Annotated in this window: 9 protein-coding genes, 3 tRNA genes, 2 rRNA genes and 1 riboswitch; of the genes, 3 read left to right on the forward strand and 11 right to left on the reverse strand. The window is 39.4% G+C overall.

The window, feature by feature from the left end; translation table 11 throughout:
* The gene (locus VCHSUH03_RS03435; protein WP_105094069.1) at positions 1-2,007 is read right to left on the reverse strand and encodes an ABC-F family ATP-binding cassette domain-containing protein; all 2,007 of its coding nucleotides are present in this window, start codon (positions 2,005-2,007) and stop codon (positions 1-3) included.
* 112 nt (positions 2,008-2,119) lie between these two features.
* Between VCHSUH03_RS03435 and VCHSUH03_RS03440 the strand changes: the two genes are divergently transcribed.
* The gene (locus tag VCHSUH03_RS03440) at positions 2,120-2,440 is read left to right on the forward strand and encodes a hypothetical protein (protein ID WP_105094070.1); all 321 of its coding nucleotides are present in this window, start codon (positions 2,120-2,122) and stop codon (positions 2,438-2,440) included.
* A gap of 129 nt (positions 2,441-2,569) precedes the next feature.
* On the opposite strand, the gene VCHSUH03_RS03445 is transcribed toward VCHSUH03_RS03440, so the two are convergent.
* The 6 genes from VCHSUH03_RS03445 to VCHSUH03_RS03470 form a co-directional block, all read right to left on the reverse strand.
* Positions 2,570-3,733 (reverse strand): MGDG synthase family glycosyltransferase, encoded by a 1,164-nt coding sequence (locus VCHSUH03_RS03445; RefSeq protein WP_105094071.1) that lies wholly within the window; start codon positions 3,731-3,733, stop codon positions 2,570-2,572.
* An 82-nt stretch (positions 3,734-3,815) separates the two neighbouring features.
* Entirely contained in the window at positions 3,816-4,115 is a 300-nt protein-coding gene (locus tag VCHSUH03_RS03450) for an HU family DNA-binding protein (protein ID WP_005385694.1), read from the reverse strand.
* A 51-nt stretch (positions 4,116-4,166) separates the two neighbouring features.
* Positions 4,167-4,949: a nucleoside triphosphate pyrophosphohydrolase gene (gene mazG / locus VCHSUH03_RS03455; protein WP_105094072.1), complete on the reverse strand. Its 783-nt coding sequence runs from the start codon at positions 4,947-4,949 to the stop codon at positions 4,167-4,169.
* Complete coding sequence (locus VCHSUH03_RS03460; RefSeq protein ID WP_105094073.1) at positions 4,933-6,540, reverse strand: putative polysaccharide biosynthesis protein; 1,608 nt, start codon at positions 6,538-6,540, stop codon at positions 4,933-4,935. Before VCHSUH03_RS03460 ends, mazG begins: the two co-directional genes overlap by 17 nt.
* Positions 6,537-9,833, reverse strand: a complete 3,297-nt coding sequence (gene mfd, locus VCHSUH03_RS03465) for a transcription-repair coupling factor (protein WP_105094074.1) — start codon at positions 9,831-9,833, stop codon at positions 6,537-6,539. Before mfd ends, VCHSUH03_RS03460 begins: the two co-directional genes overlap by 4 nt.
* Before the next feature lie 104 nt (positions 9,834-9,937).
* Positions 9,938-10,022, reverse strand: a tRNA-Leu gene (locus VCHSUH03_RS03470).
* Positions 10,023-10,510: 488 nt separating this feature from the next.
* Positions 10,511-10,682: riboswitch (cobalamin riboswitch) on the reverse strand.
* Between the two features lie 219 nt (positions 10,683-10,901).
* Between VCHSUH03_RS03470 and VCHSUH03_RS03475 the strand changes: the two genes are divergently transcribed.
* Positions 10,902-11,177: a helix-turn-helix domain-containing protein gene (locus VCHSUH03_RS03475; RefSeq protein WP_060924083.1), complete on the forward strand. Its 276-nt coding sequence runs from the start codon at positions 10,902-10,904 to the stop codon at positions 11,175-11,177.
* Positions 11,178-11,189: 12 nt separating this feature from the next.
* Entirely contained in the window at positions 11,190-11,633 is a 444-nt protein-coding gene (locus tag VCHSUH03_RS03480; protein ID WP_105094075.1) for a hypothetical protein, read from the forward strand.
* A 156-nt stretch (positions 11,634-11,789) separates the two neighbouring features.
* On the opposite strand, the gene VCHSUH03_RS03485 is transcribed toward VCHSUH03_RS03480, so the two are convergent.
* The 4 genes from VCHSUH03_RS03485 to VCHSUH03_RS03500 all read right to left on the reverse strand — a co-directional run.
* Positions 11,790-11,866 (reverse strand) — tRNA-Arg (locus VCHSUH03_RS03485).
* A gap of 113 nt (positions 11,867-11,979) precedes the next feature.
* A tRNA-Trp gene (locus tag VCHSUH03_RS03490) sits at positions 11,980-12,055 on the reverse strand.
* Positions 12,056-13,664: 1,609 nt separating this feature from the next.
* Positions 13,665-13,781, reverse strand: a 5S ribosomal RNA gene (rrf, locus tag VCHSUH03_RS03495).
* A 75-nt stretch (positions 13,782-13,856) separates the two neighbouring features.
* Positions 13,857-13,950: ribosomal RNA gene (locus VCHSUH03_RS03500) — 23S ribosomal RNA — on the reverse strand; the annotation flags it as partial.

The raw sequence follows: 13,950 nt of genomic DNA on the forward strand, positions 1-13,950 counted from the left end.
TTATAGGCGTTCTTCTAATTCCATCCACCGTTCTGTGAGCACATCTATTTGGGATTGAGTCTCTTCTCGCTCAGCCATCAAGGATTGCATCTTTTCATAATCAGTAGCAACTTGACTAATCATGACATCGAGCCCCTTTACTAAATGCTCTAATTTAGGTAATTCATCCATGATGTTAGCATACTCTGCTTCTTCCGCTTTATTGAGTCCCTTCTTCGGTGTTTCTTTGAAAGTATCTTCCCCAACTGTAGCCATATTACTATCACTACCATCTACCGAAGTACTTAATGATGAACCATCACACCCAGTACTAGTTTCAGATTTGTTAGTTTTATCAGTTTTAGAAGCAATAGATGTATCAGTATTAGCCATGTAGAATGGGCGCTTTCCACCACTACTTTCATCTAAAGAATCCTTGTAATCGGAATAGGAGCCGTGAACAATTTCAATTTGACCATCACCACTAAAAACAAAGAGTTTGTCCACAACACGGTCTAAGAAGTAACGATCATGGCATACTGTGATAATGACCCCACTAAAGGAATCAAGGAAGTCCTCTAGCACCTCTAATGTAGGAATATCAAGATCATTGGTCGGTTCATCTAGTAATAAAACATTAGGAGCGCTCATAAGCAATTTCAATAGATATAAGCGACGTCGTTCACCGCCTGAAAGCTTACGAATCGGCACACCATGTAGCTCAGGTGTAAAAAGGAATCGTTCAAGAATCTGACCAGCACTCAACGTAGATCCATCGCCCAGAACCATGTAGGAATGATCTTCGCGAATATAATCGAGAACACGCATATCTTCATCAAACTCTGGTAGTTCTTGTTTGAAATGGGCAATACGAACGGTCTCTCCCTTACCAATAGTACCGTTTGTAGGTTCATAGGTTCCATCAAGAATATTCATAAAGGTAGACTTGCCAACACCATTAGGGCCTACAATACCAATACGATCATGACGCACTACATGGTAGGTAAAGTCCTTAATCATAGGGCGCTCACCAAAGTAGAACTCTAAATGTTCAATATCAAAAATGGTTTTCCCTAAACGCGTTTTTAAAGCAATGGGATCCATTTGATCGGGACGTCTGGTTTTCTCCATATTCTTAAGTTTTTCATAGCGGTCTAAACGAGCCTTTTGTTTCGTCGTTCTCGCCAAAGCCCCACGACGTACCCATTCGATTTCTCGTTTCAAGAACTGACGGCGTTTCTCTTCTGTAGCGGCCTCGCGAGCCTCTCGATCAGCCTTCAAGGCAATAAATTCTTCGTAATTACCGTCATATTGATACATACGACGATTAGAAAGCTCTAAAATACCATTACATACAGAGTCGAGGAAATATCTATCATGAGTACTGATTAATAGGCCCCCTTGGCGAGCACTTAAGTAGGACTCAAGCCAGTCGATGCTATCTTCATCTAAATGGTTTGTCGGTTCGTCTAACAATAATAGGTCACAAGGATATAATAATGCCTGTCCTAATGCGAGACGACGTTTTTGACCACCAGATAACATAGCCACTTTTTGATCCATCTCAGGAAAACCTAATTTAGTTAAAATAATACGAGCCTCTTGCTCTACTTGCCATCCATCTTGTTGATCCATTTGTTCTAACGCATTCATATAGTTACGCGATATTTTACTATCCTCGCTACCAGACTCTTGCATTTCACGATATTCACGACTAATGCGTTCAAAGGATTGAACCCTCCGCAAGCGAGGATGGTCTCCATCAAGAACAGCTTCTAGCAAAGTTGATTCTGGATCAAACTCTGGGGTCTGAGCCAAATAATGAATACTCGCCTTACCATTCCGCTCAATAGTGCCCTTATCAGGTTCCATTCGGGCTGCCAAAATTTTTAGGAATGTAGACTTACCCGTCCCATTAATCCCTACAAGACCTAACCGTTTGTCTGTGGTGAAAGTAATATTCACATCTTTAAACAGCAGTCGTGTGCCATATGATTTTTCTATATTTTGTAAACTAATAACGTTCATCGTATGCTCCTATTATGTCATTCTGTTATTTATTATACTACACATTACCATTGACAGTAACAGGCGCCGTCAGTAGAATAAACGTAACGTATATATTCATGAGGAGGTCCACATGGCAGCAGATATCGTTTTAGACTTTTACGAAACTATCAACTTTGAACTTATCGATATCGATGGGTATGACACATTATTTACAGAGCTCTTAGAAGATGGCACCTATGCAACTGTGTCCGATGATGACGGTCATTTGCCAGAGGATTTAGAAACGCCAATCGTATTCAATGTGTACGACGATAACGACTCCTTCCAATGGAGTGTGACCCTAGATGATTCCTACCAACTAAAAGACTTGTTAGACAGTGCTGAAAGTACAAAAACATTCTTAGAAACACTCCAAAAAATTCGACAAGAACATATTGAACAATACCAATAACACAAAAGCGATGACCTAAAAGTCATCGCTTTTTATTTCATATAAAGCTACTAATATCTGTATATTACAAATCTAGAAATACACGCATTACCAATAGCTAATTATATTCGTACTAGCTACTACAAGAGATTAATTAATAGACTCTTCCACTTTTACTAGTTCAACAGGTTCGCCCGTATTAGTAGCATCTAGAATTTCAATTAAGTTATTTACGATATTCGCTGCACCATCAACATGCCATTCACGAGCGCGCTCAGACATCTGTTGAAGTCGTGGTGAATTGATAAGAAGGGCTGTCACAACATCTTCTAAGTTATGAATATCACGAGACCAACGAGCACAACCTCGTTGTTCTAATAGCTCTGCATTAGCCTCTTCTTGTCCTGGAATAGCATTAAAGAACACCATAGGTAAACCAATTGTAACAGCCTCCATACAGGTTAATGCACCAGGCTTTGTTACCAGCAAGGAAGAGGATTTCATAAGCTCCGAAATATTCGTAGTATATCCATACACAATAGTCTTAGTACGCATAGATTCACTAAGGGTAACTAAGGATTCATACAGAGACGTATTTTGACCGGCTACAACGGTAATTTCACCAATGCCATTAACTTCATCTAAGTGTTTTAATGCCGTTTCTAGAGAACCCAATCCAAGGCCCCCACCCATAACGAGCACTTTTATGGGTTCCTCTAAGCTATATTCTTCAATAGCATCACGGAAGAAGGCACGACGCACTGGAATCCCTGATACATGGATACGTGAGGCATCGATACCAGACGATACCATTTCATCTACCATCGATTCAGTAGCTACATAGTATGTATCAATTTGTGGATATAGCCAAAATTGATGACTACTAAAGTCCGTCATGATAGCCACTAAAGGTACATCGATATGCCCTTGACGCTTTAAGATAGACGCTGCACCACATGGGAATGGATGAGTAAATACCATCACATCTGGCTGTTCTTGTTGCACCAACTTAAGCATGCGGCTTTTCAATAGGTATGATAATGCAGTTTGCAAAATCGTACCTCGTTTTTCCCCTTTTGATACGCGATAAATCATATCATATAGCATAGGAAATACGTCAATCATCTTGATATATGTGCCCTTGATCAAATGCTCTACAGACATGGTTTCTGTATCAAGAAAGTCTACATGCGTTATGGAAGCTTGTGGCTCTTTCTCTTTCCAATATTCTTCTATAGCTCTGGCGGCCTGCATATGTCCTGTCCCAATAGAAGCGGACACGATGAGAACCTTCCGTGATCTTTCGTTATTCATAGTACACCCTTTCTCTGTGCATTATACCATAAATAGACGAAAAAAAGAGACCTCGAAAGGTCTCTTTCCAATCCATTAAAGATTATTTTTTGCGTTTTTTAGCTTTTGCAGCGTTAACTTGTTCTTTCAAACCTTTACCAGCTTTGAATGCAGGGGATTTGGAAGCTGCGATTGTGATAGTTTTACCGTTTTGTGGGTTACGGCCTTCACGAGCTGCGCGTTCACGAACTTCGAATGTACCGAAGCCGATAACTTGTACTTTACCGCCAGCAGCTAATTCTTCAGCAACTGTGTCAAATACAGCTTTTACCGCTTTTTCAGCGTCTTTTTTAGTTAATTCAGTTTTTTGTGCAACACTTGCGATTAATTCTGTTTTGTTCATGACAGAACCTCCTTAAAAATACTATACCTAAGAAGCATGCAAACCTCTAGGCTACTTTTCCTGCACTTTAGCCTCCTCCCAAAAAGCATCCAGCTCAGCTAATGAAAAGTCTTCCCATGAGCGATCGCTTTGGTTAACACAAGCTTCTACATGTAAAAAACGCTGTCGGAACTTTGTGTTTGTGCGATTTAGTGCATTTTCACCGCTTATTTTATACCATCTTAATAGATTAATCAAGGAAAAAAGCACGTCTCCCGCTTCTTTTTCCATATTTTCTCTATCTTTTTGGGCAATAGCCTCCTTAAATTCATCCATTTCTTCCGAAACTTTCGCCCAAACCGGATCGAGCTCATCCCAGTCAAAACCTAGCTTTGCAGCCTTTTCTTGCAACTTATAAGCCGCCACTAAAGCAGGTAAACTTTTAGATACACCATCTAATACAGATTTTTGTATATTTTTCTTTTCTTGTGCCTTTAATTCGTCCCAACTGTATGATTTTTCATTATTTTCAGGGTCAAAAACATGGGGATGACGGCGAATCATCTTCTGAGTCACATCATTAATTACATCTTCTAATGTAAACTGACCAGCTTCTTCAGCCAATTGACTGTGAAAGACAACTTGTAATAATACATCACCTAGTTCTTCACGAAGATTATCCATATCTTTATTATCGATAGCATCTACTACTTCATAAGTTTCTTCAATGAAGTATCGACGCAATGATTCATGAGTCTGTTTTTGATCCCAAGGGCAACCATTAGGAGCTCGTAAGGCTTTTACTACATCTACTAATGGTTGTACCGATACAGACTTATCAGTATTGTTCTTCATATAGTTTAGCCTCCTCCTTATCTCGGCGAGCTTGTAAGCGCTTGCCTATAACAGGGAAATGATACATATCAGCTTTTACAACGGCCTTTGTTAACCATAAGGATAAACCATATACAAATACAGCCACAATAATAGCCGCTGCCACTGCACCACCATTGCCGAATAACTCTACGGTAGTCACATACACTACCTGTGTAGCACCGCCCATAGCCATGGCAGACACTACAATTTTTAATAGCTCTAATTTATCAAGTACAGATCCTACATATTTTTTAACAAATATATAGTTTATGAGTGCCGCAATGGCAAAATTCAAATTCGTTGCCCATGCAGCACCATTAATGCCTAACTCAATAGTACCGGTCAATTCATAGTCTAAGAAGGTCTTAGCCAGCAAACCAATAAAAATGGCTACCATAGGAATAACAGTTCTGCCTAGCCCTTGCAAGATGCCTGCTGTAATCTGTTGCCAACCTAAGAATATAATGCTTAAGCTAATAACAGCAATAACAGGACCTGCATGAGGCGTTGCATATATCAGTTTAGATATAGGTGTCGCCAATACACAGAGGCCGATACAGGCTGGAATAGTAAAGATATTTGCAATTTTAATGGCTGTCCCAGCGCGCTGTACAATACGATGTACATCACCTTGGGCATGCGCTTCCGATACAGCTGGTACAAGACTAGCTGCTAGAGATGTAGTCAAAATAATGGGCAACCCAATCAACGATGTAGCCATCCCTGTAAGATAGCCAAATTGTGTGGTCGCTTCATTGAGATAATACCCAATATCCATCAAACGCTTTGGCACGATGAATGTATCGATAAGGGATACCATAGGTAGCATAATATTGGCCATCGAAACAGGTATGGCCAAACTAAATAGTCGTTTCACTACAGAACTATTACTTTCACCAACAGCATTCGGATTCTGCTGTGCCAACATTTGAGCCCGTACACGACGTTGACGATAGTAAAAGTAAATTAATACGAGTAATCCCGCTAGTACGCCAGGGAATGTGGCAAAGGTTGCACCACCAGCCGCTAAGTGTAACCCTCTATCAATGAAGTAATAGGCTAAGCCCACCATAGAGGATACGCGGAAGATTTGTTCAAAGACTTGGCTAGTCCCAGTCGGAACCATGTATTGGAAGCCTTGGAAGTAACCTCTAAAACAACTCAAAATCGTAACGACAAAGATTGCTGGAGATAATAGCTGAATGGCAAGCAATGCACGAGGATCTGTAATAATATGAGAATCTATGAGCCACTGTGCACTACCGTATAAAGCAACACTAAATACAAGGCCTAACAGCGTTAATACCTTTAAAGATACGGAAAACACTTGTTGTACGCCACGCATATCATCATTAGCTAGCTTTTCCGCAATCATAATAGATATGGCCACAGGAATGCCTGCTGCGGAAATACTAACGATAATTTGATAAATCGGATAGGCCATCATATATAGGCCAATCCCTTCACCACCGAGAACACGTGCAATAAGGACTTTACTGAAAGCACCAATAACCTTAACGATAATCCCAGCCAAGGTTAAAATCATAGCGCCCTTTAAAAATCGATTCATAGGCCCTCCTTAGACGATGATTTCTGGCTAAGGGCCTTCATCACCGCTTCCGTAATGGTCAAAATAGAACCTTTCATGCCGTTAAGGCTCACATACAATATGGCTGGCTTGGAGTCTGCAAATTTCATCTTTTTCCATAAATCTTCTCGTACAGCCCCCATATCCCAGTCGGCCATTTTGGAATCGTCATGCCAATGAATGGTAAGCTGTTGATCTCTACGGACGATACTTTTAATACCAAGTAAACGTGCTTGCTCTTTAATTTGAGCAATACGCAATAATCGATCTACCGGATCTGTTGGGGTACCGAACCGGTCAATGAGTTCGTCTGTCATATCATCAAGCTGTTCTTTTGATTTAATATGTAACAATCGTTGGTATACAGAAATTTTACGAGCACTATCTTTGATATACGCATCGTCGATAAAGGCATCTACCTCTAAGTCGATGGCTGGATCAATGGAGACCTCGCGCTCTACCTCTTTATTTTGAGCCTTCGCAATAGCTTCTTCTAACATACTTACGTACATACCAAAGCCGACAGAGGCGATGTTGCCATGTTGCTGTGAACCTAAGAGATTACCAGCACCACGGATTTCTAAATCTCGCATCGCCAATTTAAAGCCAGCACCGAGCTCAGTGAACTCTTCAATAGCTTTCAAGCGCTTTTCTGCAGCCTCTGAAAGCATTTTGTCAGGTCGATACATAAAGTATGCATAGGCCCTTCTACGAGAACGCCCTACGCGTCCACGCATTTGATATAGCTGAGATAAACCTAATCGATCCGCATCATAAATGATAATGGTATTAGCATTAGGAATATCTAAGCCGGTTTCAATGATACTTGTAGACAATAATACGTCATAATGGCCTTCATAGAAATCCGTCATAATTTCTTCAATTTGACGGCCCGTCATCTGACCATGAGCAATAGCATAGCGTAAACCAGGTAATGCTGCTTCTAATAACTCACCCATATGATTAATTGATGCAACGCGGTTATATACGAAGTAAACTTGTCCGCCCCGTGCCAATTCTCGCTTGATGGCATCAGCAACGATGTTCATATCATATTCCACCACATAGGTCTGAACTGGTAATCGTTCCTCTGGTGGCGTGTTGATAACAGACATCTCCCGAACACCTACAAGCGACATATGTAAGGTCCGAGGAATTGGGGTTGCACTCAAGGTGAGCACATCAATATTACTAGCCCACTCTTTCCATTTTTCCTTTTGAGCTACCCCGAAGCGTTGTTCTTCATCCACTACGAGCATGCCTAAGTCTTTAAAGACTACTTTTTTATTAAGTAGTGAATGGGTTCCGATGAGAACATCGATAGAGCCATCCTCTACACCTTTTAGAACTTGTTTCTTCTCAGATGTACTGCGGAAACGATTGAGCACATCTACTTTGACCCCAAATGGAGCAAAACGATTCCAGAAGGTCTGGAAATGTTGCTGCGCAAGAACTGTGGTCGGTACGAGCACCGCAACCTGTTTGCCACTCATAACGGCCTTAAAGATGGCACGCATAGCCACTTCGGTTTTACCAAAGCCTACATCACCTGCTAGCAAGCGGTCCATAGGAACAGGTTTTTCCATGGATGCCTTGATTTCTGCTGTAGCCTGTAATTGGTCTTCCGTTTCTTCATAAGGGAAGGCATCTTCAAACTCTTGCTGCCATGGTTGATCTGGCAAAAATGCAAATCCTTCTGTAATTTCTCGTTGTGCATAGATTTCAACGAGCTTATCTGCCAAATCATCGATGGATTTTTTGGCCTTTGTAACAACCTTAGCCCAGTCACGGCCTCCCATTTTATGGATGCGCGGCACATCACCTTCATTGCCAATGTATTTTTGTAACTGATCTAGATTGTTTGCTGGTAGGAATAACTTATCCGTTCCGGCATAGGCGATTTCAATATAGTCCCGATGAATGCCTTCTGTTTCTATCGTTTTAAGGCCAATATACTTACCAATACCATGCATGCTATGAACTACATAGTCACCTGGTGTTAAGTCCGTAAAGTAATTGATTTCTTGGCCCTTTTTAGGCTTGTTACGAAGCTTACGTTTTTGTTGTCCGTAAATATTGCCTTCTACAACAACTACGAGATGGCTATTAGGTAATTCAAAACCATCGGTCAATAAACCTTGCAAAATAACGACCGTATTAGGTTTTGCAATCCATTCCGTACTATGAACAAAGGCAATCCCTTCACCTTCAAGAGCTCGTTCAATACCTTCTCGTCGTTGTTGGTTATTTAATACCAATACAACTTGATGATTGAGGCGATGCCATTGTTTAATTTCATCTGTTAGGAGTGGAATTTGACGCTCAAAGCTCGTCATCGTCTTACCTTGAATACCGATTGGATTAAATCCAGGTAGACCGATAGAGCGTTGTTGCATAAATGTGAAAGCTACTTGATTTGTAGCCTCTACAGTACGTTGTAATTCACTCCAGTCGCAATGATTTTTACGATGTGTAGGATCTTCCTTGAGGAACTTCTTTAATGCTTCCTGGATACGACCGGGCTCATCATAAATGAGAGTCCCATCTTTCACATAGGATAATAAAGTGCAATCTGCATCACTTTTACCAAGGAAGAAAGGTGTCACCGTATACGAATCAATCTGTTCAATAGAACGTTGGTTCTCAACAGAGAAGAACCGCAATGTATCGATTTCATCGCCAAAGAACTCAATTCGTATTGGATGTTCACTATTAACAGGATAAATATCTAGAATATCTCCACGCACGGCAAAATGACCACGTTGTTCCACCTGGTCTACACGTTCATATCCAATTATGACAAGCTGTTCAAGAGCTGTATCGCGTTCAATCGTATCATTCAAAGAAAAATGTAACGACTGGCCTTTTAAATATTGTGGAGATACTACATATTGTGTAACCTCTTCTGCATTCGCTATAACTACGGCAGGTTCTTGCCATGCTAGCAATGCTAAAGCACGCATTTGAGCACCTTGATCTTCAAGGCTACGAGCAGTCGTTGTAAACTCCACATTGTCAGTTATAGGAAATGATAGGACTGGGATATTAGGCCAGAAAAAGGCTAAATCTCGTTCCCACATCTCTTTATGGTCCTTATCATGGACTACGATAACCACGGGCTTTGTAAGACCTGTAGCAAAAGCTTGGTTTAAGAGGAAACTCTTTTGAGATCCACTTAGACCATATATGACTGACTTTCCTTTCCGCTGAAATGCGTTTAGCCCATCCACAAAGGATGGGTTCTGTGAAAGCAGCTTAGTTAATGTATTATCCATACTGCACCATATAGTATTCATGATTATTTAAATAAATAGTTCTAACTCATTTATTATAACATTTTTAGGCAAAAAAAATAGCACCTCAAAAGGTGCAATAAAGTTGGTGCGGGAGAAGGGACTTGAACCCCCACGCCGTAAGGCGCCAGATCCTAAGTCTGGTGCGTCTGCCAATTCCGCCACTCCCGCGTCTCAACTGAAATAATAATATCATGTATATAATTCATCGTCAATCATTTTTTTAGATTTAACTAAAAATTCATGTTGCCTCTAAAATATCTACTATATAACTAATTAAATATCTACTATATAACTAATTCTATTTTTTCTATTTTTCTTATTTTAACCTTACATATTGGTTATTATATAAATTGTAAAATGAAAAAGAGACTGACCCAGAATCCGAACTACTAGAATCCTGGGTCAGCCTCTTTTTTAGGATGATGATGAATAAATGCATGCCCTACATTTACCATAAAATATATTAACAGTCATAACACATGTCATGCTGGTAATACCAAGAAGGTATTATTCACCATAACCATGCCATCGACATTTAGGGCTTTCGAATACAATCTAACTCATAAATAATGAAGATTATATAGAACTAAAAAATCCTTTTTACGGGTACGTAAAAAGGAGCTACTAACTTCTCCTCCCTATCTCTCGTAGGTCAAATGGTGAATGTTGAATAGGCAGTTCTCCTGACTCGGCGTCATCGCTTATCTAGCCTTCCCAGTTTCCCAGTGACTTAATTTAGACTCGCTCGACCATACAGTGGCGGGACCGTGCTGGCATTTAACCAGCTTCTCTATTATGCTTTTCAGCACCTATTCCCAAATATGATGTTTTCTATGAGTTAATATTAACACCGCTATCGTATTAAGTCAATTTATTTTTGTAATTTTATTTACAATTTTACTGTACATTAATTTATACATATATAAACATGAGTTATACACTATTTGGATATCTTCACTGCTTTTACTTTTTCATTTCTTATTCATCTATTGCCATATATGATATTTTTAATTACAATATAAAGGTATCTAAAAATAGGAGGAATCTATGTATATCGGAGATTTCATTAAAGAATATCGGGAAGCCAATGGTGTGTCCATTGAAGACTTTGCCACAAAAGCAGGTTTAACAGTTACAGAAATTGAAGCCTTAGAAAATAACTTACAAGAAGATGGTACTGTAATACCAGTTGCGATGCGACAAATCAAAGGTATAGCAGCAGCTATGAGTGTGCCAATGCCTGTAGTTATGGCTCAAATTCCTTCCGATCAAGAATTAGTTGTCCATGTAGTCGCTGAGTCTGATCAGCCCCATGCAAAGTAATAAGGAGAATAAATGAAGCGTAGTTTATTAATTGCAGTAGCTTTCACAATCTTAGGCATCCTGCCATCTCAAGCAGTCAATATTGCTGACTTAGAGAATGCAAGAGGTTATGCCTACTTATATCGTATGAATGGTCAAAACTATTACGCAGAACAACGCGTTAAAGTTATCGCTGGTGAAGGTAATAAATTTGAAATTATCGGTCGCACCTATAGCCATCAAGGGGCTCAATATTATATGACAGAGTACATAAACCATTATTACTTTGATCAAGATGCCGATACCATTCAATGGGTCCAAGAACAACGTAATATTATCGATGCCCGTACAGGTAGAATATTACGTGAGGAAAAACGACCTAAAGCTAAATTGATTACTTTAAAACCAGATACTTATGGTTATATGCAAGCCATCTATTGGCGTGACCTTGCTGTTGCCGCTGGTCAGCTTAAATAAGCCAACGATAGATGAATTTCTAGTTTATAATAGTTTCTGTATAAAAATCTACATACAGCAAAGGACTCTACTCATAAGAATGTAGAGTCCTTTTATTATACAGTTAATAGAAATAGATAAAATAAAAAAGCACCACATTACTGTGATGCTTTAATTTGGTGACCCAGAAGGGATTCGAACCCCTGGCCTTTTGATTCGTAGTCAAACGCTCTATCCAGCTGAGCTACTGAGTCATGTACTTGGTACTCACTTATATTAACACAACGCTTAAATCTATGCAAGCATTTTTTTAATATTTTTTGAGTAATTTTATGGACATGCGGTCCGAAGACCGCAACCCAAATTTTGGCAGGGGCAGTAGGACTTGAACCCACAACCAACGGTTTTGGAGACCGCTACTCTACCAATTGAGCTATACCCCTATGTTCATCAAGCCGTGCTTGATACTTGATTAGTTTAACAAAAAATAGACTCTATGTCAAGAAACAAAGCGATTTAAAATAATGAAATAATAGTGAATTAAAAAGGAAAAAGAGCCCTTTTTCAAGGGCTCTTATGTCTACCTAACTTTTACCTTTATATATACGGGAGATGGTATATATAATTAGAGAGTTTTGTATATGTATTGTTTTGTTTATACACAGGGAGAGTATTGTTGTGTATTTAAGTGTTGTTTTATGTGTTGTATTGTTTTGTGTTGTGTTGTTTGTATTATTTGTAAAAGGGACAGGTAAAAGTTATTTGCAGTAGACCTCCATTTCCTTAGTTGATCTCAATCAACTATTGCTAGTATATAGATTCTATGTGAAAACATAGTGAAAGTTTTATGAGATATATATGAAACGAGTAAATTTTGGTACATATTTAAACATTAGAAATATAACTATAAAAGCAGTAATTACCTACACTTTTAGGTTTATATATATTTTTTAGATAAAACTATGCATGAATAGAATATGTAGTAGATAGTGATTATTAGAATTTATAATTAAAGCATCATTAATTACATAAAGATTATTAATTAGAAAATTTGATTAAAGAATATCTTATGTACTGTTTTGATCAATCAAGTATTATGTATAGATATAGCCATTAAAATAGTAATATTTGAGTTATACTGTCGTTTTATATCGCTAAGAAGTTTATATCTATTGAATAATACAACTAACATTTACGGATAAATATTTAAAGTTAAAAAATGAAGAATAATTTTATATTATAAATAAGTATGTATCGAGATATAGTGATACTTAAGTATTAAGCGATATATAATACTTAGAACGTAACCCTCAATATTTACATAATTTAGAGTTACTCAACGATCTTTTTGGTTCGGTAACATTGGCACGTTGTGCCGCGTTACCGTAAAGAAATAGTTTGCCGCCTACCACTAGCCGCGGCTTCCTATCACACTCGCCCATGGCGTTATATAATACAACAGTTTAATGTACAGCATACATTTTAGGGCTTCGTCGAACCTGATGCAATGGACGTATGCGTCGCATAGATCTAATTGCTTTTCGGTGGCCCTACTTGCTTCCTCACTGTGGATTTCCCTTCTCTGCTTCGCAGTTCGGTAAATCTTACGTTCGGAAGAAAGTGATGCAGTGAATCTGTCGTCGTTTCACTCCTCCATCTTCTACTGCCCTACTTTTCCCAACGCCGCCTCTATTGATGAATACACAAAGATGAAACTTGTACAACCTTGGCTGGAGACGGCTCTAGCAGGTATAAGAGCTGTGCTCGTTAGAGCATAAAATAGAGGGCCAACCCTTTAGGGTTGACCCTCTATTTCGTTAATCAGCGAATTCTTATGTACGGTTCTGCCCTCCAGGATACTGGGTGTTCGTCGCTGTGGATGGACTTATGTAGCTTCGCTACATGTCCATCTTACGCTCCGAACTAAGCGATGCAGTGAATCTGTCGTCATTTCATTCCTCCATCTTCTACTGCCCTGCTTACCAGGTACCCTGGGAGGATAGGAAGCCATACAACAAAAAAAAGACACACCCTCAGGTGTGCCTTTAGCTTAATCAGCGGCTTCCTATCCTCCCAGGCCGTCTCCAGCCAAGTACTTTCGGCGTTTATGAGCTTAACTACTGTGTTCGAGATGGGAACAGGTGGATCCTCATAGCCATCGCCACTGAATCTGTCAGAGTTTGTACTCTGAAAACCACATAGAAGTATATATATTTGTTGCACATTCTGCTTAATGTTTTTGTTTAAGTAAAGCCCTCGATCTATTAGTACCAGTCAGCTCCAAACCTCACGGCTCTTCCACACCTGGCCTATCAACCATGTCGTCTACATGGGATCT

The organism is Veillonella infantium (assembly GCF_002959895.1).
GTDB classification, from domain to species: domain Bacteria; phylum Bacillota; class Negativicutes; order Veillonellales; family Veillonellaceae; genus Veillonella; species Veillonella infantium.